Source organism: Pseudomonas putida NBRC 14164 (assembly GCF_000412675.1).
GTDB classification, from domain to species: Bacteria; Pseudomonadota; Gammaproteobacteria; order Pseudomonadales; family Pseudomonadaceae; genus Aquipseudomonas; species Aquipseudomonas putida.
Genome location: NC_021505.1, coordinates 1543134 through 1568192, shown reverse-complemented (window position 1 = coordinate 1568192; position 25059 = coordinate 1543134). Strand labels below are relative to the sequence as shown.

Here is a 25059-nt window from a genome sequence, read left to right as displayed (position 1 = left end):
CAAAGTCTCTCTTCAAGGTTGGCGTTGGAACGGGTATACCGAGCCCAACTTCAGGATCTGGGTCAATTGGTCCAGTGCCGTACGGCATTCCACCAGCAGTTGCGGGTCGGCCAGGTCCGCTTCGCCCAGGCGATCGCGGTAATGCTTGTCGACCCACTGCACCAGGGTGTCGTACAGCGGGGCGGTCATGATAACGCCTTGGTTGACCGCCGCCAGTTCCGATTCTTTCAACGCCACGCGCAAACGCAGGCAAGCCGGGCCGCCGCCGTTCTGCATGCTTTGCTTGAGGTCGAATACCTTGACCTCCTTCACCGGGCCACCCTGGCTGGTCAGCTGGCCCAGGTAGGCCCAGACCCGCTCATTGTTGCGGCACTCTTCCGGCACCACCAGCAGCATGGAACCGTCATCGCGGCTGAGCAGTTGGCTGTTGAACAGGTAGGAGCGCACGGCATCCTCTACCGCCACCGCTGCCCGCGGTACACAGATGGCCTGGAAGTTGCCACCCTTGCTGGCCAGTTTAGCTCGCAGCTGGCCAAGCACCGCGTCGGTCTCGAGGAAAGCGTCCTCGTGGTAGAACAGCACCTCGCCGTTGCCCACCGAAATCACATCGTTGTGGAACACGCCCTGGTCGATCACTGCAGGGTTCTGTTGAGCGTAGACCACCCCGCCACCCCTCAGCCCATGCAGCCGGGCCACGGCCTGCGAGGCTTCCAGGGTTTGCCGGGCCGGGTATTTCTGCGGCGCCGGGTAACGGCTGTCGAACGCACTGCGGCCATAGACGAAGAACTCCACACCCGCGTCGCCATAGGCACGGCAGAAACGCGTGTGGTTGGCCGCGCCCTCGTCACCGAACTGTGCCACGGCAGGCAATGCTTCGTGGTGGGCAAAGTGTTTCTCGTTGTTGAACATGGCGCCCAGCACACGGCTGGTGGTCGGGTGCTCAATGCTGCGGTGATACTTGCAGTTCAGGTTGGCGGCGGTGAAATGCACGCGGCCATCTGCAGTGTCGGCACTGGGGCTGACCGTGGCGGCATTGGCCACCCACATGCTCGACGCCGAGCAACTGGCCACCAGCAGGGGCATGGCCTCTTTGGCAGCACGCTGGATCACCTCGGCATCGCTGCCGCTAAAGCCCAGGCGGCGCAGCGCAGCCACATCCGGTCGTTCTTGGGGCGCCAACACGCCCTGCTTGAAGCCCATGTCGGCCAGCGCTTTCATTTTCGCCAGGCCCTGGCGCGCGGCTTCGCGCGGGTTGGAACCCTGCTGGCTGTTGCTCTGCGAAGCCACGTTGCCGTAAGACAGGCCGCCATAGTTGTGGGTAGGCCCCACCAGGCCATCAAAATTCACTTCATAGGATTTCATCGGCTAGGCTCCGTGACCTGTTGTTATAGGGTGACGCCCGGCGTCAGGGTCGCCGGCAAGGCAAGGCTGGCGGTCTCCAGCGAAGCCACGGGGTAAGCGCAGTAGTCTGCCGCGTAATAGGCACTGGCCCGATGGTTGCCACTGGCACCCACGCCACCGAACGGCGCACTGCTGGCGGCGCCGGTCAGTTGCTTGTTCCAGTTGACGATACCGGCGCGGCTGCGCAGCCAGAAGTACTGGTAGCGGGCACGCGAGTCGGAGAGCAACCCGGCGGCGAGACCGTACTGGGTGTTGTTGGCTTCATCGATGGCAGCATCGAAATCGGCATAACGGATCACCTGCAGCAGCGGGCCAAAGAACTCTTCGTCCGGGCGCTCGGCCACGGCCGTGACATCGACAATGCCCGGGGTCAGCAACGCAGCACCGGCCTGCGGCTGGGTCATTTCCAGCAGCTTCACGCCACCTTTGGCAGCCAGTTCGGCCTGGGCCGTAATCAGCGCACGCGCCGCCTGCAGCGAAATGACCGAGCCCATGAACGGTGCCGGCTGCTCATCGAACGCCCCCACCGTGATGGTTTTGCACACCTCGACCAGGCGCACTATCAGCGCATCACCCCAGGCGCCTTGGGGCACCAGCAGGCGCCGCGCGCAGGTGCAACGCTGGCCGGCGGAGATGAACGCCGACTGGATGATGGTGTACACCGCAGCGTCCAGGTCCCTCACCTCGTCTACCACGAGCGGGTTGTTGCCGCCCATTTCCAGGGCCAGGATCTTGTCCGGGCGACCGGCGAACTGCTGGTGCAGCAGGTTGCCGGTGCGGCTGGAACCGGTGAAGAACAGGCCATCGATCCCCGGGTTGGCGGCCAGCGCCACACCGGTTTCCCGCGCGCCCTGCACCAGGTTCAGCACGCCCGCCGGCAGGCCGGCGGCGATCCAGCAGTTGACGGTCAGCTCGGCAACCTTGGGCGTCAGCTCGCTGGGCTTGAACACCACGCAGTTACCCGCCAACAGCGCTGGCACGATATGGCCATTGGGCAGATGACCGGGGAAGTTGTAGGGGCCGAACACCGCTACCACGCCATGGGGCTTGTGCCGCAGCACGGCCGTGGCGTCGGCCAGCGGGCCGCTCTTTTCCCCGGTGCGCTCGCGGTAGCTTTGTACCGAGATCGCCACCTTGTTGATCATGCTGGTGACTTCGGTCGCCGATTCCCACAGGGGCTTGCCGGTTTCCTCACCGATGCACTGGGCCAAGGCTTCGGCATGCTTTTTCAGCTGCTCGGCGAACTTCTCCAGCACGTCGATACGCGCTTCCAGGCTCAGTTGCGCCCACGCCGGAAAGGTCTGACGGGCTGCCTGGACGGCGGCGTCCACCTGGCTGGCGTCAGCGCCCTGCCCTTGCCAGATGACAGCCTGGGTCACCGGGTTCAGCGACTGCAGGGCTTCGCCCTGCCCCGCCAGCCAATTGCCTGCGATGTAATGCGTGGTCATTTACTGGGCCTCCCGGCTGGCCGATAGCGGCACGGCACGCACGTTGTCGCCGGCACCCATGCGCAGACGCTTGGCGGTCAACGGGTCGACCACCAAGGTACCGGCGGCCAGCCGCGCAGGCGCGGCAGTGATGCGGCAATCGTCGCGTTTGCGGTTGTGGATGATGTAAGGGGTGGCGTCGTCGCCCGGCGTGCCCACCGCCAGCACCAGCGTCTGGCTCTCGCGCACCGCGCGGATCTTGGCGGTATCACACTCGATGGCCGGGCCTGCGTCGAAGATGTCGACATAGCCCTGGTAGTTGAAGCCTTCCTGCTTGAGCATGGCCAGCGCCGGCTCGGTGTCGACGTGCACGCGGCCGATCACGTCGCGCGCCGCCTCGGACAGGAAGCAGGTGTACAGGGGGAACTTGGGCATCAGCTCGGCGATGAACGACTTGTTGCCAACACCGGTCAGGTAGTCCGCCTGGCTGAACTCCATCTTGAAGAAATGCCGGCCAAGGCTTTCCCAGAAAGGCGAACGCCCCTGCTCGTCGGACATACCGCGCATTTCGGCAATGATCTTCTTGCCAAACAGCTCCGGGAACTCGGCAATGAACAGCATCCGCGCACGCGACAGCAGGCGGCCATTGAGCCCGGAGCGGTGATCGCTGCGCAGGAACAGCGAGCACAGCTCGGAATTGCCGGTCAGGTCGTTGGCAAGGAACAGGGTGGGGATTTCGCGATAGATCTTAAGCTCCTGCGAAGCGCTGACGGTAAGGCCGACCCGATAGTTGTACCAAGGCTCGCGCAGGCCGACGGCACCGGCGATGGCACTGATGCCGACCACCAGGCCTTCGTCGTTTTCCAGCACGAACAGGTAATCGGTGTCGCCACGCTCGGCTTCGCCACGGAAGCTCTTTTCCGCCCAGCCAACGCGATGCCCCAGGCGTTCTTCGTTGGCCGGCAGCGTGGTCAGCCCGGTGGTACCGGTGCTGCGTGCCAATTCGATCAACGCAGGCAAATCGCTGCTGCGTACAGGACGAACGATCATGCTATCTCCTTGTGCGGCGGCGTCGGCCGGCGCAAAACTCTTCTAACGCATCAATCCCGAAACGTCTGTTACCAGACCTCAGACCGCGACCAGGCGCACGCTGCCACCCTCGCCCACACCCAGCGCATCGGCCGCCGCCAGGCTCAGGCACACCGGTTTGCCGGGCACCCAATCCAGGTCCAGCAGCACCGCGCGGTAGTCCTGCAACTGGCCATTGCACACCAGGTACGGGCGCCCGCCCTTGCCTGGGGCGTCCTCGATTTTCACCGGCGCCGAGCGGCTCTGGGCAATCGAGCGAATGCCCGAGGTGCGCGCATGCAGGGTCGGGCCACCGTCGAAGATGTCGATGTAGTGCTCGGTTTCGAAGCCTTCGCGCATGAGGATGTCGAAGGTGATCTGCGCGCGGGGGTGCACCTGGCCCATGGCTTCCTGCGCCTCATCGGGCAGCAGCGGCACGTAGATCGGGTAGTGCGGCATCAGTTCGGCGAGGAAGGTTCGGCTCTTCAGGCCACACAGGCGCTCGGCGTCGGAGTAGTTGAGGTCGAAGAAATTGCGGCCGATGGCATCCCAGAACGGCGATTCGCCATTCTCGTCGCTGTAGCCGACGATTTCGGTCACTACCGAGTCGGCGAAACGCTCCGGGTGCGCGGCCATGAACAGCAGGCGACCGCGCGAATTGAGCTCGGCCCAGCCGCTGTTCACCAGCTCCGGCAATACATAGAAGCTGGTCAGCAGGCTGTTGCCGGTCAGGTCATGACACAACGACAGCACGTGGATCTTGTTGTGGATCTTCAGCTCGCGCGAAGCGTGCACGAAGGTCTCGTTACGAAAACTATAGAAAGGCTCGGAATACCCAGCCGAAGCGACAATGGCCGAGCAGCCTGCCAGCTTGCCAGTCTCGCTGTCTTCGAGCACAAAGAAATAGCTTTCCTCGCCGTTGAAGCTGACCTCGGCGGCGAAGGAAGTCTCGGAAGCGGCGATCTTGTCGCCCAGGCGAGCAGCGTCGTCCGGCAGCGAGGTGACACCAATGGGGCTGTCTGCAGCCATGCGCTGCACTTCGTTCAGATCAGCCATTTGCGCGGGGCGCATCACCAGCATGGTGTCACTCCTTTGGAATACGGGCCGCTCACGGCGGCACGGAAAAACGGCAGGTACACGGGCACCTGCAGTGGAATCGGGTATCGCCGGCCAGGCCCGGGAATGGCCTTTGCCGGCGAAGGTGGCGCAGGCGGATCAGCCCTTGGTCAGGGTGGCCACGGCGCGCTCGAAGCGGTCCAGGCCTTCGTCGATGTCGGCGTCTTCAACCACCAGGCTTGGCGCAAAACGCACCACGTCCGGGCCGGCCTGCAGCACCATCACGCCTTCTTTCTCGGCGGCGTTGAGCACGTCCTTGGCCTTGCCTTGCCAGGCCTCGGTCAGCACGCAGCCGAGCAGCAGGCCGACACCACGCACCTGGGAGAACAGGCTGTACTTCTGGCCAATCTGTTCCAGGCGGGTCTTGAAACGTGTGTGCTTGGCCTTGATGCCGGCCAGGGTTTCAGGGGTATTGACCACATCCAGCACCGCGCAGGCGACGGCGCAGCCCAGCGGGTTGCCGCCGTAAGTGGTGCCGTGGGTGCCGACGGCCAGGTGCTTGGCCAGTTCGGTGGTGGTCAGCATGGCGCCGATAGGGAAGCCACCGCCCAGGCTCTTGGCACTGGTCAGGATGTCGGGCGTCACGCCGTAGTGCTGGTAGGCATACAGCGAACCGGTACGGCCCACGCCGGTCTGCACTTCGTCGAAGATCAGCAGGGCGTTGTGCTCGTCGCACAGCTTGCGAGCGCCTTCCAGGTAAGCCAGGTCTGCCGGTACCACGCCGCTTTCGCCCTGGATCGGTTCAATCACCACAGCGCAGGTCTTGTCGGAAATCTGGGCTTTCAGTGCTTCCAGGTCGTTGTACGGCACGTGGCTGATGCCGGTGATCTTCGGGCCGAAACCGTCGGAGTACTTAGGCTGGCCGCCGACGCTGACGGTGAACAGGGTACGGCCGTGGAAGCTGTTCACGGTGGCGATGATTTCGTGCTTTTCCGGGCCAAAGCGGTCATGGGCGACGCGACGGGCCAGCTTGAACGCGGCCTCGTTGGCCTCGGCGCCGGAGTTGCAGAAGAACGCCCGGTCGGCAAAGGTGGCGTCCACCAGCTTGTGGGCCAGGCGCAGGGCCGGCTCGTTGGTGAACACGTTGGATACGTGCCAGAGGGTGTTGGCCTGGTCGGTCAGGGCCTTGACCAGCGCCGGATGGCAGTGGCCCAGGGCATTTACCGCGATGCCACCGGCAAAGTCGATCAACTCGCGACCCGACTGGTCCCACACACGGGAACCCTCGCCTCGCACAGGAATGAAGGCCGCCGGAGAATAGTTGGGGACCATGACCTGGTCGAAATCGGCACGTTGCACCGGGGCTTGCTCAACGGACATCTGAGTCTCCTGAAGAGGAACGCTGGCCTGGAAGTGGGCGAGCGATGGGGGGATTGTAAGGACTGATCCGCGCCTGTCCTTGCGGCCAAGCGACAACTTGTTACAGCGCAAAACCCAGTTTTGACAAGGCTTTCGGCAATGCGACAAACACTGTCGCAATCGCGCAGTGTACGGGAGAGAGGATGCTGGGTGAACGGGTGTTCACATATAGAAGAGTGGCTGTCTACGCCGACCCTATCGCCGGCAAGCCAGCTCCCACAGGGTCACCACAGGCCCTGAGGCTTGCCGGGTACCAGTGGGAGCTGGCTTGCCGGCGATAGGGCCAGTGCAGGCAACAGGGGAATCAGCCCTTTTCGGCAGGCGCCGAGCTCAGTTCGAACGGGCTGCTGCTACGCCGCTGGTTGCGGTCTTCCCGTGGCGTGGCGCCAAAGAAGTTGCGATAGGCACTGGAAAAATGCGGCCCCGAGGAGAAGCCACAGGACAAGCCGATCTGGATGATCGACTTGCTGGTCTGCATCAGCATCTGCCGCGCCTTGTTCAGCCGCAGCTCCAGGTAGTACTGGCTCGGCACGCGGTTCAGGTACTGCTTGAAGATGCGCTCCAGCTGCCGACGCGACACGCACACATGCTGGGCAATCTCGTCAGTGGTCAGCGGCTCTTCGATGTTGGCTTCCATCAACAGCACCGCCTGGGTCAATTTGGGATGGCTAGAACCCAGGCGGTTCTGCAGCGGAATGCGCTGACGCTCGCCACCCTCGCGGATGCGCTCCACCACCAGCTCTTCCGACACTGCCCCCGCCAGTTCCGCCCCGTGATCACGGGCCAGCACTGCCAGCAACAGGTCGGCCACGGCGATGCCGCCACAGGCAGTCATGCGATCACGATCCCAGTCGAACAAGTGACTGGTGGCAATGACCTTGGGGAAGCGTTCGGCAAAATCGTCCTGCCAGCGCCAGTGCACCGCAGCCCGGTAACCGTCGAGCAGGCCCAGCATCGCCAGCGGATACACCCCGGCAGCCAGGCCACCGACCGTGCAGCCACTGCGCGCCAGCTGCTTGAGCGCCGTCGACAAGGCAGCCCCTACCGCCGCAGGCGGCTCGTCAGCGAGCAGGAACAGTTTGTGGCAACCCTCCAGTCGGCCGGTCCACGGCTCGCCCGGCAGGCGCCACTCCCCCTCTGGCGCGGGCTCTGCCTGCAGGAAGGCCAGTTCGTAGACCACATCCGGATGCACCCGCTGCGCCACCTGCAACACTTCCTCGGCCAGCGCCAGGGTCAAGGGCCTGGTGCTGGGCCAGATGAGAAAACCGATTCGCTGGGTGGTCATAGGGTGCGGTCCGAAACCTGAGGTCGTTCGAGTCTGTGCGCCGGGTCAGGCTGCGCTCGCAGCGCAGCATGCCCTATTCTGGTGCAAAAATGCAGCTTTTACTTCAGGCTGCCGGAGAGGAACTGCTTCAGGCGCTCCGACTGCGGGTTGGCCAATACTTCGCGTGGGCAGCCCGCCTCTTCCACCAGACCTTTGTGCAGGAACACCAGCTGATTGGAGACCTCGCGAGCAAAGCCCATTTCGTGGGTCACCACCACCATGGTCCGGCCTTCCTGAGCCAGCGCCTGCATGACCTTGAGCACATCACCCACCAGCTCCGGGTCTAGCGCCGAAGTCGGCTCGTCGAACAGCATAACCTCTGGCTCCACGGCCAGGGCCCGGGCAATTGCCACACGCTGTTGCTCACCACCCGACATATGCCCGGGGAAGGCGTCCTTGCGGTGGGAGACACCCACCTTGGCCAGGTAGTGCTCGGCCTTTTCAACGGCTTCTTTCTTGCTCATGCCCAGCACGTGTACCGGCGCCTCGATCACGTTCTCCAGCGCCGTCATGTGCGACCACAGGTTGAAGTGCTGGAACACCATCGACAGGCGCGAGCGCATGCGCTGCAACTGACGCGGGTCGGAGGCCTTCAGCGCGCCGTCCTTGCCGGCCACCAGCTTGAGCTCTTCGTTGTTGAGCAGGATCTTGCCGGCGTGCGGCTGCTCCAGCAGGTTGATGCAGCGCAGGAAGGTCGACTTGCCCGAACCACTGGAGCCGATGATGCTGATGACGTCGCCGGCCTTGGCCGCCAGGGAAACACCCTTGAGCACTTCATGGCTGCCGTAGCGCTTGTGCAGGTCTTGGACTTCGAGTTTGTACATGCTGTCGATTCTCACAAAGCGGTCAGTGCTTGCGCGGCGCCAGGTAGCCGAGCCAGCGGCGTTCGGCCATCTTGAACAGGCGCACCAGGATGAAGGTCAGGCACAGGTAGAACACGCCCGCCGTGATGTAGGCCTCGAAAGGCAGGTAGTACTGGGCATTGACCGTGCGTGCGGCACCGGTGATGTCGATCAGGGTGACGATCGACGCCAGGCTGGTGGTCTGCAGCATCATGATCACTTCGTTGCTGTACTGCGGCAGCGCCCGGCGCAGGGCCGATGGCAGCAGGATGCGCCGGTACATCTTCATGCGCGACATGCCCATGGCCTTGGCCGCCTCGATCTCGCCGTGGGGCGTGGCCTTGAGGCTGCCGGCGATGATTTCTGCGGTGTAGGCACTGGTGTTGACACCGAACGCCAGGCAGGCGCAGAACGTGGCGCTGGACAGCAGCGGCCAGGCGAAGCTTTCACGTACCGCCTCGAACTGCGCCAGGCCGTAGTAGATCAGGAACAGCTGCACCAGCATCGGCGTGCCGCGAATCACGTAGGTGTAGAGCCACGCCACGAGATTGACCACAGGCTGCTTCGACACGCGCATCAGGCCTAGCGGAATGGCCGCCAACAGGCCGAAGAACAGCGAAATCGCCAGCAACTTGAGGGTGGTCAGCAGGCCGCCGAAGTACAACGGCAATGCCTCCCAGACGACGTTGTAGTCGAAGATCATAGTTCAGCCACCTTGACGCCCACCGAGTAGCGGCGCTCGAGATACTTCAGGGCCAGCAGCGAGACGCTGGTCAGCACCAGGTACAGGGCCGCCACCGCCAGGAAGAAGGTGAAAGGCTCGCGGGTGGCGTCGGCCGCCTGCTTGGCCTTGAACATCATGTCCTGCAGGCCGACGACCGAAATCAGCGCGGTGGCCTTGGTCAGCACCAGCCAGTTGTTGGTGAAACCCGGGATCGCCAGGCGAATCATTTGCGGCACCTGGATGCGGAAGAACACCTGGCGGTTGCTCATGCCATACGCCACGCCCGCTTCGGCCTGGCCCTTGGGAATACCGAGGAAGGCACCGCGGAAGGTTTCTGACAGGTACGCGCCAAAGATGAAGCCCAGCGTGCCGATACCCGCCGCCAGCGGGTTCAGGTCGATGTAGTCTTCGTAGCCGAGCAGCGGTGCCACCCGGTTGATGATGTCTTGCCCGCCGTAGAAAATCAGCAGGATCAGGACCAGGTCCGGAATACCACGGATAACGGTGGAATACAGATCGCCCAGCCAGGCCAGCCAGCGCACCGGCGACAAGCGCAGCGCCACACCGATCAGGCCGAGCACGATGGCCAGGGCCATCGACGACAGGGCGAGCTGCAGCGTCAGCCACGCCCCGTCGAGGATGACTGCCCCGTAGCCTTTCAACATGATGAGGTCCTCGACCTAGAGAATGAAAAATGGTGCAAACCTCAGAGCCTCTGCTGTTTGCACCATTGCACAGGTGAAACCCGATGTCTTAGTTCGAGTCTGGACCGTAGATGTCGAAGTTGAAGTACTTCTTCTCGATTTCTTTGTACTTGCCGCTGGCACGGATGGCGTCGATGGCCGCGTTGATGCGCTCGACGTTCGCCTTGTCACCCTTGCGCACGGCAATGCCGATACCGTCACCGAAGTACTTGGCGTCGGTGAAGGCCGGGCCTACGAAGGCAAAGCCCTTGCCGGCGTCGGTCTTGAGGAAGCCGTCTTCCAGCAGGGTGGCGTCAGCCACGGTGCCGTCGAGGCGGCCGGCTGCCACGTCCAGGTAGATTTCGTTCTGGGTGCCGTAAGGCACCACGGTGGCACCTTTGGCGCCCAGCACTTCCTTGGCGAAGCGGTCATGGATCGAGCCGCGCTGCACGCCGATCTTCTTGCCTTTGAGCTCATCCAGGCTTTCGCTGACAGCGGTGCCGTCCTTCATGACCAGGCGCGCCGGGGTCAGGTAGTAGCGCTTGGTGAAGTCGACCGACTTCTTGCGGTCTTCAGTGATCGACATGGACGACAGAATGGCGTCGATCTTGCGCACTTTCAGCGCCGGGATCAGGCCGTCGAACTCCTGCTCGACCCAGGTGCACTTGGCTTTCATCTGTTCGCACAGGGCGTTGCCGATGTCGTAGTCGAAACCGGCGATGCTGCCATCGGGCTGCTTGAAGGCGAAGGGTGGGTAGGCAGCTTCAATGCCGATTTTCAGGGGTTTTTCATCGGCCTGCGACACCAGGGAAAACACAGACAGCGCCAGGGCGCCAAGCAGTGCGAGCTTCTTCATCAGGTAACTCCATCGGTACGGGGCAATACAAGGCAGGTAACAACTGCCCGATATGCGAATGGGTACAACGCGAGCCGCGCAGGGTTCGACCAAGGTCGCAGACCACGAGCGAGTGAGTGGCATTTTAGCGACAGCCCGGTAGTCGATATTTCTTCAAAGCGACAACTACTTACAGAAGCGCTTGAAACCGCTGCGGGCGATGTTGACAGCCAGTGCAAAATATGCAAAAGCGCAAGAAATAGAACCTATAGACCTAGCAATTCCTGGGCCTATTATTGGCAAAGCCTTGTACTACGGCAAGTGTAGCGTGCTGTGTTGCACAAAATGGCTACGGGAACGCACCGAAACGGGCCTGATTTGTTTCTTCGCGCCCCGAACTTGTGCAGGACCGGTGACAGAACAGTTACCGATGAATGTCGGGTAACAGTAAAGCAAAAACCCCGCCGGTTGCCCGGGCGGGGTTTAGTCTGGTCGTGGCGTGTGCAAGCAGCCCTGTGGGAGCGGGCGTGCCCGCGAAGCAGTCAACGCGGTGGATGGCACCGGCTGCGCCGGTGTTCGCGGGCACGCCCGCTCCCACATAAAGCCACTCCCACAAGGGCCCGCGCTCTGCCTCGATATCAGGCCGAAGCCAGGTTCATGGCCTTGTGGGTATCGATCAGGTGCTGCACCACACCCGGGTCAGCCAGTGTCGAGATATCGCCCAGCGCATCGTACTCACCGGTGGCAATCTTGCGCAGGATGCGGCGCATGATCTTGCCCGAACGGGTCTTCGGCAGGCCCGGCGCCCACTGGATCACGTCCGGCGAGGCAATCGGGCCGATTTCCTTGCGCACCCAGTTTTTCAGCTCCAGGCGCAACTGCTCACTGGCCTCGATACCGGAATTGAGGGTGACATACACATAGATGCCCTGACCCTTGATGTCGTGCGGCACGCCAACCACTGCAGCCTCGGCAACTTTCGAATGCGCGACCATGGCGCTTTCGATTTCGGCAGTACCCATGCGGTGACCGGAGACGTTGAGCACGTCATCCACACGACCGGTGATCCAGTAGTAGCCATCTTCGTCGCGGCGCGCACCGTCGCCGGTGAAGTACATGCCACGGAAGGTCTTGAAGTAGGTGTCGACAAAGCGGTCGTGGTCGCCGTACAGCGAACGCGACTGGCCTGGCCAGGAGTCGAGGATCACCAGGTTGCCTTCGGCCGCACCCTCGATCAGGTTACCCAGGTTGTCCACCAGGGCGGGCACCACACCAAAGAACGGGCGGGTTGCCGAGCCCGGCTTGAGACCGGTAGCGCCCGGCAGCGGGCTGATCAGGATGCCGCCGGTTTCGGTCTGCCACCAGGTGTCGACGATCGGGCAGCGCTCCTTGCCTACAGTCTTGTAGTACCAGTTCCACGCTTCAGGGTTGATCGGCTCGCCCACCGAGCCAAGCAGACGCAGGCTGGAACCATCGGCCCCTTCAACAGCGGCCTGCCCTTCGGCCATCATCGCGCGGATGGCGGTTGGCGCGGTGTAGAGGATGTTGACCTTGTGCTTGTCGACGATCTTCGAGACGCGGGTGATGTCCGGGTAGTTCGGCACGCCTTCGAACAGCAAGGTGGTGGCGCCGTTGGCCAGCGGGCCGTAGACGATGTAGCTGTGGCCAGTGACCCAACCGACGTCGGCGGTGCACCAGTAGACCTCGCCCGGGCGATAGTCGAACACGCGCTCATGGGTCAGCGCGGCATACACCAGGTAACCGCCGGTGGTGTGCAGCACACCCTTCGGCTTGCCCGTGGAGCCAGAGGTATAAAGGATGAACAGCGCTTCTTCAGCACCCATTTCCTTTGGCGCGCAGTGGCTGGAGGCCACTTTCATCAGGTCTTCGTACCAGATGTCGCGGTGCTGGTGCCAGGCGATATCACCACCGGTGCGCTTGCACACGATGATCTTCTGCACGCTTTTGGTTTCAGGGTTGGTCAGCGCCAGGTCGACGTTGGCCTTGAGCGGGGTACGACGGCCGCCACGCACGCCTTCGTCGGCGGTGATCACCACCTTGGACTCGCAATCGATGATGCGGCCGGCCAGCGCTTCAGGGGAGAAGCCACCGAACACCACCGAGTGGATCGCACCAATACGGGCACAGGCCAGCATGGCCACCACGGCCTCGGGGATCATCGGCATGTAGATGGTGACCACGTCACCACGGTGCACGTCCTGGCCACGCAGGGCGTTGGCGAACTTGCAGACCTGCTCGTGCAGTTCACGGTAAGTGATGTTGCGGTGTTCGGAAGGGTCGTCGCCTTCCCAGATGATGGCCAACTGATCACCGCGCTCTTCGAGGTGGCGGTCCAGGCAGTTGGAGGAAACGTTCAGAGTGCCGTCGGCGAACCATTTGATATCGACGTGGTGGTCGTCAAAGGAGGTTTGCTTGACCTTGGTGAACGGTTTGATCCAGTCGATACGCTGGGCCTGCTCGCGCCAGAAGCCGTCCGGGTTGATCACCGATTTCTGGTACATGGCCTTGTAGGTGGCCTCGTCGGTCAGGGTAGTGGCCGCAACCTCGGGACGAACGGGATACAGTGGAGCCGCACTCATCTGTGTTACCTCGGTGTAATAGTTGTTTTTGTATGGAACCGTTTGTAACTGTACCAGAGCGACAAAAGCCATTCGACGTTGGTAGTAATTTGGTACGCCCGTTCCGGCAAAGCCCTCTAGCTCGGGCATTACAGCCCATGGGGGCAAAAAAATAAGGGGTTAACACCGGATTGTTACAGATTCTGTCAAAACACTTTATCAAAAGACCCACTGTTTCGGCCTTGGCCAGCGCCATAAAATTCACCTCGCCAGCAACGGCAAGGCGATTAACAACTGGTAACAGCCCCCACGAAGGCAAGCGTTAATCTCCATCTAATCCCGATAGTTAAAACTAGCAATACTCGCGGCGCCATAAGCGCCGCGTGCCCCCTCACGACCTTAGACAGGTAAATAGAAAATGAAAGCTTTACTGGTATTGGTACTTGGCAGTCTTTGCGGCGCGGCGATGGCCGGCGAAGCCAAAGATGCCGAGCAGATTCCGGTTGAACAGTACAGTTACTCGCAGCACCTGGACATTGCCCGCGTCATTTCCATGAGCGAAGTGCCCAATGTGTGCGAAGTCGTGCCAGCCCGCATGACCTACGAGGACTCCCAGGGCCAGAAGCACATTCTCGAATACCGCGTGATGGGGAACGGCTGCTCCAACGGCTGATACCTTATGAATTGGGGGCCCTGCGGCCCCCTTCGCGGCACAAGGCCGCTCCTGCAGGTATTGCGCAATCCTCAAACCCGCGCCGTACCTGTAGGAGCGGCCTTGCGCCGCGAAAGGACTGCGAAGCAGTCCCAAGTTCTTTGCCCGACAACTAATCCGCAGACTTGCCAAGCGAATAATCCCTTAACTTGTTGGCAATTGTCGTGTGCGATACACCCAATCTTTTGCCCAAAGCCCGACTACTCGAAAACTCCCCCATCAAACTTTCCAGTACCGCCTTTTCAAAGCGCCCGACAATCTGCGAAAGATCCCCTTCCAGCGAAAACTCACCCAACGGTTGCCGCGCGCCATAATCCGGCAAGCGAATATGCTCGCTTTTGACCACGCCGCCTTCACATAAAGAAACCGCCTGGAACAATACGTTTTCCAACTGCCTTACATTACCTGGCCAATGGTATTGCCCAAGTTTGTCCATTGCGGCCGGCGCCAGGCGGGGCATGGCGCAGCCAATCTGCCGGCTGGCCTGATCGAGAAAGTGCTGTACCAGCCCTTCCAGCCCATCCATGCACTCACGCAAAGGCGGAATGTGCAGCGACAATACGTTGAGGCGGTGATACAGGTCCTGGCGAAACTCGCCACGGGCACACAGCTCGGACAAATCCACCTGGGTCGCGCAAATCACCCGCACATCCAGGTAGACCTCTTCATCGCTGCCTACCCGGCGGAAGCAGCCGTCCTGCAGAAAGCGCAGCAGCTTCACTTGCAGGCGCGGGCTCATCTCCCCTACCCCGTCAAGAAACAGCGTGCCGCCAGCGGTCAGCTCCAGCAACCCGAGCTTGCCCTCCGCCCGCGCCCCTTCGAATGCCCCGGGGCCGTAGCCAAACAGCTCGGTCTCGGCCATCGACTCCGGCAACCCGGCGCAATTGAGCGCCATCAGGGGCGACTGGCCGCGCGGGCTGGCCAGGTGGCAGGCGCGCGCCAGCAGCTCCTTGCCGGTACCGGTCTCGCCCTCAATCAGCAAGGGGGCATCCAGCGGTGCCATGCGCCGCGCCTCACGCACCACGGCGGCCATCACCCGCGAGCTCTGGAAGATGCTGTCGAAACCGCGCAGCTCCTGCTTGCGCACGTTGTAGATACGCTCGCCGATGCGGTCAGCCCGGTGCAGGGTAAGTACCGCGCCCGCCAACGCCTCACTGTCATCGTGCTCGGACTGCAATGGCGCGATATCGGCCAGGAACACATCGCCTTTGACCTTGATGCGCATGCCGTTGATGCGCGACTTGTTGGCCCGCACCAGCTCCGGCAGGTCGAAGTCTTCCACGTAGCGCGCCAGCGGCATGCCGGGCACCTCGTCCACCCGTACCCCCAGCAGCTGCGCCGCAGTACGGTTGGCGGCGACGATACTGCCGCCCATGTCGATCGACAGCACCGGGAAATCCAGCGCGCCCAGCAGTGCGTTCAGCTCCATGTGCCGGCGCTCGCTGGGCATCAGCCCCACGCGCTTGACGCCGAATACCCCGGCAATCGCCTCGAACTTGGGCCGCAATGCCTGGAACTGCAGGTTGATCAGGTTCGGGCAATGCAGGTAGATGGCGTTGCCGTGGTCGCCGCCCACCTCACCGCGCAGCACGTTGATGCCGTACTCCACCAGCAGGTTGAGGATGTCGCGCAGGATGCCAATACGGTTCTGGCAATGCACTTTGATACGCATGAGGGCTCTCGAAGCGCCAATGTTTTTCAACACCGCGCAGAAAATTCGTAAAGATAAGCTGACAAAAACCGCGCAACCATCAGCCAGATGCCTCGGATTTTCCGACACCTGCTCGATTTTGTAAAATTATCGTTACGAAAGTAGGGGGACGAGCAACTACAAGCCCTGCCATCCATCGTGCAAACCGACCCGGGTGAGGATATTACTTAGGCATGTCCTGCACATAACAAGAAAAGCCCTCACCAGGAGAGCCTCATGAAACAGACGCAATACGTGGCACGCGAGCCCGATGCGCATGGTTTTATCGATTACCCGCAGCAAGAGCATGCGGTATGGAACACCCTGATCACTCGCCAGCTGAAAGTGATCGAAGGCCGCGCGTGCCAGGAATACCTGGACGGCATCGACCAGCTCAAGCTGCCCCATGACCGTATTCCGCAGCTGGGCGAGGTCAACAAAGTGCTGGGCGCCACCACCGGCTGGCAAGTTGCCCGGGTACCGGCACTGATCCCCTTCCAGACTTTCTTCGAATTGCTGGCCAGCAAGCGCTTCCCGGTCGCCACCTTCATCCGCACCCCGGAAGAGCTGGACTACCTGCAAGAGCCCGATATCTTTCACGAAATCTTCGGCCACTGCCCGCTGCTGACCAATCCGTGGTTCGCCGAGTTCACCCACACCTACGGCAAGCTCGGCCTGGCTGCGACCAAGGAACAACGCGTGTACCTGGCGCGCCTGTACTGGATGACCATCGAGTTTGGCCTGATGGAAACCCCGCAGGGCCGCAAGATCTATGGTGGCGGCATTCTCTCGTCGCCCAAGGAGACCGTCTACAGTCTGTCTGGCGAGCCCGAGCACCAGGCTTTCGACCCTATCGAGGCCATGCGCACGCCGTACCGCATCGACATCCTGCAGCCGCTGTATTTCGTGCTGCCGAACATGAAGCGCCTGTTCGACCTGGCCCACGAAGACATCATGGGCATGGTCCATAAAGCCATGCAGCTGGGCCTGCACGCGCCGAAGTTTCCACCCAAGGTCGCCGCCTGAGCGACCTTGCCGATAACAACTCGAACTGGAAAGACACCCCATGAATGCCTTGAACCAAGCCCATTGCGAAGCCTGCCGCGCCGACGCACCGAAAGTCTCCGACGAAGAGCTGGCCGAGCTGATTCGCGAAATCCCGGACTGGAACATTGAAGTACGTGACGGCCACATGGAGCTTGAGCGCGTGTTCCTGTTCAAGAACTTCAAGCACGCCTTGGCGTTCACCAACGCCGTGGGCGAAATCGCCGAAGCCGAAGGCCACCACCCAGGGCTGCTGACCGAGTGGGGCAAGGTTACCGTCACTTGGTGGAGCCACTCGATCAAAGGCCTGCACCGCAACGACTTCATCATGTGCGCGCGCACTGACAAGGTGGCTGAATCGGCTGAAGGCCGTAAGTAATCGCTTAGAAACTGGGGTCGCTTCGCGCCCTTCGCGGGCTTGCCCGCTCCCACAAAGACGGCGCGCGCCTCTGGTTTTCGCGGTCCCTGTGGGAGCGGGCAAGCCCGCGAAGGGGCGCGAAGCGGCCCCAATTATTTACAGGAAGAATGTGCGCTGTTCGCCCGCAAAACCGACAAACGAACGGTAAAAAATCCAAACTGTCATCCAGACTTGTGTATCCTGCCCCAGCTTTGCGAAGCTTCAACCGCGCCTGGCGCAGACTTTTCACTCACACTTGCGAGGAACGACGAGATGCACGAAATCCCGAATCTTCCCTTCCCAAGCCTGAACCCAGAAGAGCCATCCGTGACCGTTCACGCCGAACCGGCAGCAGCCGTCGAGCAGGATGGTGACGATCAATCCAGCGCTGACCAGGAATAACTGCGCATCCCCGACTGTGTGAAAACGGCTGACCTGCGGGCTACCCCCGTCATCACGTTTTCACACCGTCCTGAACACACGTAGGTCCCCATGCCCGACTCACCGCGCCCCCTTGCGGTCACCCTGCAAGTCGTCTCCATCGTCCTCTTCACCTTCATCGGCTACCTGAACATCGGCATCCCACTGGCCGTGCTGCCCGGCTATGTGCATAACGACCTGGGTTTCAGCGCCGTGGTCGCTGGCCTGGTGATCAGCGTGCAGTACCTGGCCACCTTGCTCAGCCGCCCCACCGCCAGCCGAATCATCGACAACCATGGCAGCAAGAAAGCCGTCATGTATGGCTTGGTCGGCTGCGGGCTTAGCGGGGTATTCATGCTGGCCTGCGCCTTCCTCACCCACCTGCCATGGCTGAGCCTGACCTGCCTGCTGGTAGGCCGCCTGGTGCTGGGCAGCGCCGAAAGCCTGGTGGGCTCGGGCGCGATTGGCTGGGGCATCGGCAGGGTGGGCGCCGAAAACACCGCCAAGGTCATCTCCTGGAACGGCATCGCCAGCTATGGCGCACTGGCCATCGGCGCGCCCCTGGGTGTGCTGATGGTCAAGGGCCTGGGGCTGTGGAGCATGGGCGTCAGCATCATCCTGCTGTGCGCCCTTGGCCTGCTGCTGGCCTGGCCCAAGCAGGCCGCGCCTATTGTCAGCGGTGTACGCCTGCCGTTCCTGCGGGTGCTGGGCAAGGTGTTCCCGCACGGCTCGGGACTGGCCTTGGGCTCGATCGGCTTTGGCACCATCGCCACCTTCATCACCCTGTACTACGCCAGCCGTGGCTGGGCTGATGCGGCGTTGACCCTGAGCCTGTTCGGCGCCAGCTTCATCAGCGCGCGGCTGCTGTTCGGCAACCTGATCAACCGCATTGGCGGGTTCAGGGTGGCGATTGCCTGCCTGTCGGTGGAAACACTCGGGCTGCTGATGCTGTGGCTCGCTCCCAGTGCCGAACTGGCACTGGCGGGTGCAGCACTGAGCGGGTTTGGTTTCTCGCTGGTGTTCCCGGCATTGGGCGTGGAGGCGGTGAACCAGGTGTCGGCGGCCAACCGCGGCGCGGCGGTGGGGGCGTATTCGCTGTTCATCGATTTGTCGCTGGGGGTGACCGGGCCACTGGTGGGCGCGGTGGCGGCGGGGTTCGGGTTTGCTTCGATGTTTCTGTTTGCGGCGGCTGCCGCGGCTTGCGGGCTGGTGTTGAGCCTGTATCTGTACCGGCAGGCGCGCCGGCATAGAGATCGGGGGCAAGAACCCTGACCTTGCAGTGCCTGCACTGGCCCTATCGCCGGCAAGCCAGCTCCCACAGGATCACCACAGGCCTGAACATTGTGGCGATCCTGTGGGAGCTGGCTTGCCGGCGATAGGGCTGCAAAGCAGCCCCGAGGCCCTGAAGATTAACGCTGGGCGTACTGCAACACCACTTCCAGCGGATGGCGCATCTTGCGCTCGGTCATGCGCTTGACCTGGCTACGGCACGAGTAGCCCGTCGCCAACGGCTCCCCTTGCTTGTCCAGCTTGGTCGCCCAGCTCTGCTCGAAGATGGTCCGCGATGTCTCCTGGTTACGTGCCTCATGCCCGTAGGTACCGGACATGCCGCAGCACCCCGTCGCCTCGGTCACCAGCTTCAGGCCCAAACGCTCAAACACCTGCTCCCACTGCCGGGTGCTGGCTGGCACGTTGGTCTTCTCGGTGCAATGCGCCATCAGGCGGAAGTTGCCCGGCGCGGTCGGCGCCTGTTCGGGCAGCACATCCATCAGCCACTCCTGCGGCAACAGCACCTTCGGGCAACCTTCCAGCCCCGGCACTTTCTGGTATTCCTGGCGATACACCAGGGTCATCGCCGGGTCCAGGCCCACCAGCGGCACGCCGCAGTCGGCCAGGGCCTTGAGCTGGGTGGCGTTGCGGATCGCCGCCTTGGCGAATGCACCGAGGAAGCCCTGCACATGCAGCGGTTTGCCGTTGGCGCTGTACGGCGCCAGGAACACCCGATGACCCAGGCGGTGGGCCAGGTCGATAAAGGCTGACAACAGCGGCGTTTCGAAGTAGCGGGTAAAGGCGTCCTGCACCAGCACGATGCTGCGTTCGCGCTGGGCCGGGGTCAGTTCACGCAGGGCCGGCACACTGGCCACGCCAACGCGGCAGCGGGTCAGGGTGGCCTGGAAGTTGAAACGGCTGATCAGCGGGCTGTCGACCATGCCGATCTTGTCGGCCAGCAGCCTGGTCACCCACTTAGAGCCCATCACCGCGTTGTAAAGCCCTGGCGCGTGGGCCAGGTACGGAATGCTGAATTCCAGCGAGCCAATCAGGTAGTCACGCAGCGGGCGCTGGTAGCGGCCGTGGTACAACTCGAGGAAGCGTGAACGGAAGTCCGGCACGTTGACCTTGATCGGGCACTGCCCGGCGCACGACTTGCACGCCAGGCATCCGGCCATGGCGTCGTACACTTCATGGGAGAAATCTTCCTGCCCCTGGCTGCGTGCGCGGTTGTTGCGCAGGCGCGCTGGCAGGCCCTTGAGCCACGACACCTTGTTGCGCGCCGCGGCCAGCACGTCGATGTTCGCCTCGCCCTGCAGGCGCAGCCATTCGCGCATCAGCGAAGCACGGCCCTTGGGCGAATGCTGGCGTTCGCGGGTGGCCTTCCACGACGGGCACATGGCGTCGTTGGGGTCGTAGTTGTAGCAGGCGCCGTTGCCGTTACAGTGCACGGCACTCGGGAAGTCCTGCCACACGCGCTCGTCTATGGTACGGTCGAGGTCGCCGCGCAGGGTCACGCCATCGACCGGGGTCAGGCCTTCGGCGCTGCCTGGCGGGGTGCAGATCTTGCCCGGGTTGAGCTGGTTGTGCGGGTCAAAGGCACCCTTCAGGCGCTGCAGCGCCGGGTACAGCTCGCCGAAGTACTCCGGCACGTATTCGGAGCGCAGGCCTTTGCCGTGCTCGCCCCACAGCAAACCGCCGTAGCTTTTGGTCAGCGCCGCCACCGCATCGGAAATCGGCTTCACCAGCGCAGCCTGGGCCGGGTCTTTCATGTCCAGTGCCGGGCGTACGTGCAGCACGCCGGCATCGACGTGGCCAAACATGCCGTAGGTCAGGCCGTAGCCATCGAGCAGCGCGCGGAAGTCGGCGATGTAGTCGGCCAACTGCTCCGGCGGTACCGCGGTGTCTTCGACAAACGGCTGCGGGCGCACCTCGCCCTCGACGTTACCCAGCAAGCCCACCGAGCGCTTGCGCATGACGTAGACGCGAGTGACCGCCTCGGCGCCTTCTGCCAGGGTATGCCCCAGGCGCTCGACGCTGGTGTCCGCCTGCAAGTGTTCGACAAAAGCCTGCACCCGGGCGTTGACCTCCGCCGGCTCGTCGCCACAGAACTCCACCAGGTTGATGCCCAGGGTGGGGCGCTCGGGGTCGGCCGGGAAGTATTCGGCAACGCTGTGCCAGACGATGTCTTTCATCGCCAGCATCAACACCCTGGAGTCGACGGTCTCGATGGACAGTGGCTTGTGTGCCATCAACGCGTTGGCGTCGCGCAGGGCATCCATGAAGCTGGTGTAGCGCACGTTGACCAGCACCGCGTACTTGGGGATCGGCAGCACGTTGAGCTTGGCTTCGACCACGTAACCCAGCGAGCCTTCGGCGCCACACAGCACGCTGTTGAGGTTGAAGCGGCCCTGCTCGTCGCGCAGGTGCGCCAGGTCGTAGCCGGTCAGGCAACGGTTGAGTTTGGGGAAGGTGGTTTCGATCAGTTCAGCCTGAGTTTCCTGAATCTCGCGGGCCATGCGGTACACCTCGCCGACCCGGCCGGGCGCGGCGCAGGCCTGCTCCAGTGCGGCATCGTCGATCGGCAGGCTGTGCAGGCGCTCGCCACCGAGCAGCACGCTGTGCAGCTCCAGTACGTGGTCGCGGGTCTTGCCATAGGTGCAGCTGCCTTGGCCGCTGGCGTCGGTGTTGATCATGCCGCCGACCGTGGCGCGGTTGGAGGTGGACAGTTCGGGGGCGAAGAACAGGCCGTGCGGCTTGAGCGCCGCATTGAGCTGGTCCTTGACCGTACCGGCCTGCACCCGCACCCAGCGCTCCTCGACGTTGATTTCGAGGATCTTGTTCATGTGCCGCGACAGGTCGACGACAATGCCGTCGGTCAACGACTGGCCGTTGGTGCCGGTACCACCACCGCGCGGGGTCAGCTTGACGTCCTGGAAGCGCGGGTCACCCATCAGCGTGGCAACCCGCGCCACGTCGTCGGCGTCCAGCGGGAACACCGCCGCCTGAGGCAAGCGCTGGTAGATCGAGTTATCGGTGGCCAGCACGGTACGGGTGCCGTAGTCGGCACTGATCTGGCCACGGAAGCCGCTGCTGCGCAGGGCTTCGAGGAATTCGGGGTAGTTGGCGCTCGGTGCAACGGTCGGCAGCTGGGCGATCATCGAAGGATGGCCTCTTGATATTGGCTAATTCACGGGATTCCTGTCGCTCCGGCATAGGTGTTGCAATGCCAGGGTGACGTATAGGCCAATGTTCCTGTAGTTTCGCCTCAGGGGCAAACGGATAATCCTGCCGCTATCAATGACTTTTATGAATGAATTACCGCCACCTGACACCGTCCATGTCGCTGCTGCTGGCATTCGAGGCCGCCGCCCGGCATGAAAGTTACACCCGCGCCGCTGCCGAACTGTCACTGACCCAGAGCGCGGTCAGCCGCCAGGTGCAGGCGCTGGAACAACAACTGGGCCTGACCCTGTTTCGCCGCGAAGGCCGCCAGGTGCAGCTGACCGATGTCGGCCGGCTGTACCAGCGCGAGCTCAGCGAGGCATTGGGGCGCATCCGCAGCGCCACCCTGCAGGCACTGGCCTACCAGTCAGGGGTGGGCACCTTGCGCCTGGCCACCCTGCCCACCTTCGGCTCGAAATGGCTACTGCCGAGGCTGCATGCGTTCTACAGCGCCCACCCGGGCATGCTGGTGCACATTCATTCGCGCATCGAAGCCATCAACTTCGACACCAGCGAAATCGATGCCGCCATCGGTGTGGCCAGCCATGATCTGCCGGGGCTGATCTGCCATCGCCTGCATGCCGAGGAACTGGTGGTGATCCTGCCGCCGGAGGCCGGCGCAGATAGCCAGGGCTGGAGCCCGGCAAGGATCAGTGAAGAGGTGCTGCTGAATGTGGCCAACAACCCCCATGCGTGGGGCGAGTGGTTTTCGCACCATGGCCTGCCGCACCGGTCGATGCGCCTGGGGCCGAGCTTTGAGCTGACGTCGCACCTGATTCAGGCCGTACGGGCCGGGATTGGTATCGGTCTTGTGCCGCGCATTCTGGTAGAGGAGGAGTTGGCCAAGGCAGAGCTGTACAGCCCTGGGGTGGCATTTGCCAGCCAGCGTAGTTACTACCTGATCTATCCGCCCCGGAATGAGGCCTTGCCGTCGTTACGGGCATTCAGGGGCTGGTTGCTGGAGCAGATCTGATCGCCTTCATTGCCAGTCCCGGCCGTTTCGCGGGCACGCCCGCTCCCACAGGTACAGCGTTGCTCCTGAAGCCTGTGGTGATCCTGTGGGAGCGGGCATGCCCGCGAAACGGCCCGGGCAGACAACAAAAAACCCCAAGTCAGTCGCCTGATTTGGGGTTTCTGCAGACTACATTGCCGAGTTACTTGGCTGCGGTACCCGCAACCCCACCGGCATTCATCCTGCGGCGCGGCTTGACCATGTAGACAACGAACATCGCAAACAGCCACACCGGGATCGCATACACCGAAACCTGGATGCCCGGGATCATCAGCATGATGCCCAGAATCAGCACCACGAAGGCCATTACCACGTAGTTGCCATAGGGATACCACAGCGCCTTGAACAGCGGCTTCTGGCCAGTACGGTCCAGGTGCTGACGGAACTTCAGGTGGGAGTAGCTGATCATCGCCCAGTTGATCACCAGGGTAGCCACTACCAGCGACATCAGCAGCTCCAGGGCGTTCTGCGGCATCAGGTAGTTGAGCAGCACGGCGACAAAGGTAACGGCAGCCGACACCAGGATCGCACGCACTGGCACGCCACGCTTGTCGACCTTGGCCAGCGATGCCGGGGCATCGCCCTGCTCGGCCATGCCCAGCAGCATGCGGGCGTTGCAGTAGGTGCCGCTGTTGTACACCGACAGCGCGGCGGTCAATACCACGAAGTTCAGCAGGTGGGCGGCCACGTCACTGCCCAGCAGCGAGAACACCTGCACGAACGGGCTGCTGCCGTAGCTGCCACCCGAGGCATCGATGCTGGCGACCAGGTTGTCCCACGGGGTCAGCGACAGCAGCACCACCAAGGCACCGACATAGAAGATCAGGATGCGGTAGATGACCTGGTTGATCGCCTTCGGGATCACGGTCTTGGGCTTGTCGGCCTCGGCAGCGGTGAAGCCAAGCATTTCCAGGCCACCGAAGGAGAACATGATGAACGCCAGGGCCATGACCAGCCCGCTGACACCGTTCGGGAAGAAGCCGCCATGGGACCACAGGTTGGCGATGGTGGCGTCCGGGCCACCGCTGCCGCTGGTGAGCAGGTAGGCACCCAGGCCGATCATGCTGACGATGGCCACGACCTTGATGATGGCAAACCAGAATTCGGCTTCACCGAAGAACTTCACGTTCATCAGGTTGATGGCGTTGATCAGCACGAAGAACGCCGCCGCCGTGACCCAGGTAGGGATCTCCGGCCACCAGTAGTGAACATACTTGCCGACCGCCGAAAGCTCCGACATGCCCACCAGGATGTACAGCACCCAGCAGTTCCAGCCCGACAGGAAGCCGGCGAAACCACCCCAGTAAGTGTGGGCAAAGTGGCTGAACGAGCCGGCCACCGGCTCTTCGACAATCATTTCGCCAAGCTGGCGCATGATCATGAAGGCGATGAAGCCGCAAATGGCGTAGCCAAGGATCATTGACGGGCCGGCGGATTTCATCACGCCTGCCGAGCCGAGGAACAGGCCGGTACCAATCGCACCACCAAGGGCGATCAACTGGATGTGGCGGTTCTTCAGGCCCCGCTTTAGCTCGCCTGAATGCATGTTTTGTCCACTCATGAACGAAGTCACCTGCATTGTTTTTATCTGTGACGGAATCGGACCCACCGCGCTCGTGGCGCAGCGGAATGGGCAAGGTGGTTACCTTGGGTTTCTTGACCTCAGGTGCCGCCGGAGCGGGTCAACCAGGCGTGATCAAGAGTGCGCGGTACGCAAGAGGGTCACAGGTAAAACGCGGCGCACTGTATACCCCTGCAAACGCGCAGGCGTCAACGCGTTGCGTCCTTCCATCCGGAAAAAACGCAGCGATCCTGTGGTATGGGCCTTGAAAGGCGGAGTGATCGGCGTACATGGCGCCTCCATTTGTTGTTTTGTCAGCCCGGCTCTGTGGGCGGGCTCTTGCACACGGCAATGGCGGCTATAACACCGTG

Annotated in this window: 20 protein-coding genes; 6 read left to right on the top strand and 14 right to left on the bottom strand. The window is 62.5% G+C overall.

What is annotated here, in order from left to right; translation table 11 throughout:
* Window positions 1-12 precede the first annotated feature (12 nt).
* The 11 genes from astB to acs form a co-directional block, all read right to left on the bottom strand.
* Complete coding sequence (gene astB, locus PP4_RS06850; RefSeq protein WP_016498494.1) at window positions 13-1362, bottom strand: N-succinylarginine dihydrolase; 1350 nt, start codon at window positions 1360-1362, stop codon at window positions 13-15.
* A gap of 23 nt (window positions 1363-1385) precedes the next feature.
* On the bottom strand, window positions 1386-2849 hold the full coding sequence (gene astD / locus PP4_RS06845; protein ID WP_016498493.1) for a succinylglutamate-semialdehyde dehydrogenase: 1464 nt from the start codon (window positions 2847-2849) through the stop codon (window positions 1386-1388).
* A complete protein-coding gene (gene astA, locus PP4_RS06840) occupies window positions 2850-3878 on the bottom strand; it encodes an arginine N-succinyltransferase (RefSeq protein WP_016498492.1) in 1029 nt (342 codons plus the stop codon).
* 78 nt (window positions 3879-3956) lie between these two features.
* Complete coding sequence (aruF, locus tag PP4_RS06835) at window positions 3957-4976, bottom strand: arginine/ornithine succinyltransferase subunit alpha (protein WP_016488492.1); 1020 nt, start codon at window positions 4974-4976, stop codon at window positions 3957-3959.
* Between the two features lie 135 nt (window positions 4977-5111).
* The gene (locus PP4_RS06830; RefSeq protein ID WP_016498491.1) at window positions 5112-6332 is read right to left on the bottom strand and encodes an aspartate aminotransferase family protein; all 1221 of its coding nucleotides are present in this window, start codon (window positions 6330-6332) and stop codon (window positions 5112-5114) included.
* A gap of 343 nt (window positions 6333-6675) precedes the next feature.
* Complete coding sequence (gene argR / locus PP4_RS06825) at window positions 6676-7656, bottom strand: transcriptional regulator ArgR (RefSeq protein WP_016498490.1); 981 nt, start codon at window positions 7654-7656, stop codon at window positions 6676-6678.
* 98 nt (window positions 7657-7754) lie between these two features.
* Window positions 7755-8519 carry an ABC transporter ATP-binding protein gene (locus tag PP4_RS06820; RefSeq protein ID WP_016498489.1) on the bottom strand — a complete coding sequence of 255 codons (765 nt, stop codon included), beginning with the start codon at window positions 8517-8519 and terminating at the stop codon, window positions 7755-7757.
* A 22-nt stretch (window positions 8520-8541) separates the two neighbouring features.
* Window positions 8542-9240: an ABC transporter permease gene (locus PP4_RS06815; protein ID WP_016498488.1), complete on the bottom strand. Its 699-nt coding sequence runs from the start codon at window positions 9238-9240 to the stop codon at window positions 8542-8544.
* Window positions 9237-9926, bottom strand: a complete 690-nt coding sequence (locus PP4_RS06810; RefSeq protein WP_016498487.1) for an ABC transporter permease — start codon at window positions 9924-9926, stop codon at window positions 9237-9239. The genes PP4_RS06815 and PP4_RS06810 overlap by 4 nt, the downstream gene beginning before the upstream one ends.
* A gap of 88 nt (window positions 9927-10014) precedes the next feature.
* Window positions 10015-10800, bottom strand: coding sequence for an ABC transporter substrate-binding protein (locus PP4_RS06805; RefSeq protein WP_016498486.1), 786 nt, complete (start codon window positions 10798-10800; stop codon window positions 10015-10017).
* A gap of 617 nt (window positions 10801-11417) precedes the next feature.
* Entirely contained in the window at window positions 11418-13379 is a 1962-nt protein-coding gene (acs, locus tag PP4_RS06800) for an acetate--CoA ligase (protein WP_016498485.1), read from the bottom strand.
* Window positions 13380-13776: 397 nt separating this feature from the next.
* Between acs and PP4_RS06795 the strand changes: the two genes are divergently transcribed.
* Entirely contained in the window at window positions 13777-14031 is a 255-nt protein-coding gene (locus tag PP4_RS06795; RefSeq protein WP_003254526.1) for a DUF2790 domain-containing protein, read from the top strand.
* A 151-nt stretch (window positions 14032-14182) separates the two neighbouring features.
* Here PP4_RS06795 and PP4_RS06790 read toward each other — a convergent pair whose 3' ends face one another.
* On the bottom strand, window positions 14183-15742 hold the full coding sequence (locus PP4_RS06790) for a sigma-54-dependent phenylalanine hydroxylase transcriptional regulator PhhR (protein ID WP_016498484.1): 1560 nt from the start codon (window positions 15740-15742) through the stop codon (window positions 14183-14185).
* Window positions 15743-15997: 255 nt separating this feature from the next.
* On the opposite strand from PP4_RS06790, the gene phhA reads away from it, so the two are divergent.
* From phhA to PP4_RS06775, 4 genes are all read left to right on the top strand, one after another.
* Window positions 15998-16786 carry a phenylalanine 4-monooxygenase gene (phhA, locus tag PP4_RS06785; protein ID WP_016498483.1) on the top strand — a complete coding sequence of 263 codons (789 nt, stop codon included), beginning with the start codon at window positions 15998-16000 and terminating at the stop codon, window positions 16784-16786.
* Window positions 16787-16826: 40 nt separating this feature from the next.
* Window positions 16827-17183: a 4a-hydroxytetrahydrobiopterin dehydratase gene (locus tag PP4_RS06780; protein WP_016498482.1), complete on the top strand. Its 357-nt coding sequence runs from the start codon at window positions 16827-16829 to the stop codon at window positions 17181-17183.
* A gap of 291 nt (window positions 17184-17474) precedes the next feature.
* The gene (locus PP4_RS29675) at window positions 17475-17603 is read left to right on the top strand and encodes a hypothetical protein (protein WP_016488505.1); all 129 of its coding nucleotides are present in this window, start codon (window positions 17475-17477) and stop codon (window positions 17601-17603) included.
* Window positions 17604-17693: 90 nt separating this feature from the next.
* Window positions 17694-18893 (top strand): MFS transporter, encoded by a 1200-nt coding sequence (locus PP4_RS06775; RefSeq protein WP_016498481.1) that lies wholly within the window; start codon window positions 17694-17696, stop codon window positions 18891-18893.
* Between the two features lie 137 nt (window positions 18894-19030).
* Here PP4_RS06775 and ydiJ read toward each other — a convergent pair whose 3' ends face one another.
* Window positions 19031-22051 carry a D-2-hydroxyglutarate dehydrogenase YdiJ gene (gene ydiJ / locus PP4_RS06770; RefSeq protein WP_016498480.1) on the bottom strand — a complete coding sequence of 1007 codons (3021 nt, stop codon included), beginning with the start codon at window positions 22049-22051 and terminating at the stop codon, window positions 19031-19033.
* Window positions 22052-22203: 152 nt separating this feature from the next.
* On the opposite strand from ydiJ, the gene PP4_RS06765 reads away from it, so the two are divergent.
* Window positions 22204-23088: a LysR substrate-binding domain-containing protein gene (locus tag PP4_RS06765; RefSeq protein ID WP_016498479.1), complete on the top strand. Its 885-nt coding sequence runs from the start codon at window positions 22204-22206 to the stop codon at window positions 23086-23088.
* A 181-nt stretch (window positions 23089-23269) separates the two neighbouring features.
* Here the strand turns inward: PP4_RS06765 and PP4_RS06760 are convergent, their stop codons facing one another.
* Window positions 23270-24688, bottom strand: a complete 1419-nt coding sequence (locus PP4_RS06760; RefSeq protein ID WP_162465267.1) for an amino acid permease — start codon at window positions 24686-24688, stop codon at window positions 23270-23272.
* Window positions 24689-25059 lie beyond the last annotated feature (371 nt).

What these genes read in the sequence shown, in the direction of transcription:
- astB (WP_016498494.1), bottom strand. Translation starts at nt 1,362, where the DNA reads ATGAAATCCTATGAAGTGAATTTTGATGGCCTGGTGGGGCCTACCCAC.
- astD (WP_016498493.1), bottom strand. Translation starts at nt 2,849, where the DNA reads ATGACCACGCATTACATCGCAGGCAATTGGCTGGCGGGGCAGGGCGAA.
- astA (WP_016498492.1), bottom strand. Translation starts at nt 3,878, where the DNA reads ATGATCGTTCGTCCTGTACGCAGCAGCGATTTGCCTGCGTTGATCGAA.
- aruF (WP_016488492.1), bottom strand. Translation starts at nt 4,976, where the DNA reads ATGCTGGTGATGCGCCCCGCGCAAATGGCTGATCTGAACGAAGTGCAG.
- PP4_RS06830 (WP_016498491.1), bottom strand. Translation starts at nt 6,332, where the DNA reads ATGTCCGTTGAGCAAGCCCCGGTGCAACGTGCCGATTTCGACCAGGTC.
- argR (WP_016498490.1), bottom strand. Translation starts at nt 7,656, where the DNA reads ATGACCACCCAGCGAATCGGTTTTCTCATCTGGCCCAGCACCAGGCCC.
- PP4_RS06820 (WP_016498489.1), bottom strand. Translation starts at nt 8,519, where the DNA reads ATGTACAAACTCGAAGTCCAAGACCTGCACAAGCGCTACGGCAGCCAT.
- PP4_RS06815 (WP_016498488.1), bottom strand. Translation starts at nt 9,240, where the DNA reads ATGATCTTCGACTACAACGTCGTCTGGGAGGCATTGCCGTTGTACTTC.
- PP4_RS06810 (WP_016498487.1), bottom strand. Translation starts at nt 9,926, where the DNA reads ATGTTGAAAGGCTACGGGGCAGTCATCCTCGACGGGGCGTGGCTGACG.
- PP4_RS06805 (WP_016498486.1), bottom strand. Translation starts at nt 10,800, where the DNA reads ATGAAGAAGCTCGCACTGCTTGGCGCCCTGGCGCTGTCTGTGTTTTCC.
- acs (WP_016498485.1), bottom strand. Translation starts at nt 13,379, where the DNA reads ATGAGTGCGGCTCCACTGTATCCCGTTCGTCCCGAGGTTGCGGCCACT.
- PP4_RS06795 (WP_003254526.1), top strand. Translation starts at nt 13,777, where the DNA reads ATGAAAGCTTTACTGGTATTGGTACTTGGCAGTCTTTGCGGCGCGGCG.
- PP4_RS06790 (WP_016498484.1), bottom strand. Translation starts at nt 15,742, where the DNA reads ATGCGTATCAAAGTGCATTGCCAGAACCGTATTGGCATCCTGCGCGAC.
- phhA (WP_016498483.1), top strand. Translation starts at nt 15,998, where the DNA reads ATGAAACAGACGCAATACGTGGCACGCGAGCCCGATGCGCATGGTTTT.
- PP4_RS06780 (WP_016498482.1), top strand. Translation starts at nt 16,827, where the DNA reads ATGAATGCCTTGAACCAAGCCCATTGCGAAGCCTGCCGCGCCGACGCA.
- PP4_RS29675 (WP_016488505.1), top strand. Translation starts at nt 17,475, where the DNA reads ATGCACGAAATCCCGAATCTTCCCTTCCCAAGCCTGAACCCAGAAGAG.
- PP4_RS06775 (WP_016498481.1), top strand. Translation starts at nt 17,694, where the DNA reads ATGCCCGACTCACCGCGCCCCCTTGCGGTCACCCTGCAAGTCGTCTCC.
- ydiJ (WP_016498480.1), bottom strand. Translation starts at nt 22,051, where the DNA reads ATGATCGCCCAGCTGCCGACCGTTGCACCGAGCGCCAACTACCCCGAA.
- PP4_RS06765 (WP_016498479.1), top strand. Translation starts at nt 22,204, where the DNA reads ATGAATTACCGCCACCTGACACCGTCCATGTCGCTGCTGCTGGCATTC.
- PP4_RS06760 (WP_162465267.1), bottom strand. Translation starts at nt 24,688, where the DNA reads ATGAGTGGACAAAACATGCATTCAGGCGAGCTAAAGCGGGGCCTGAAG.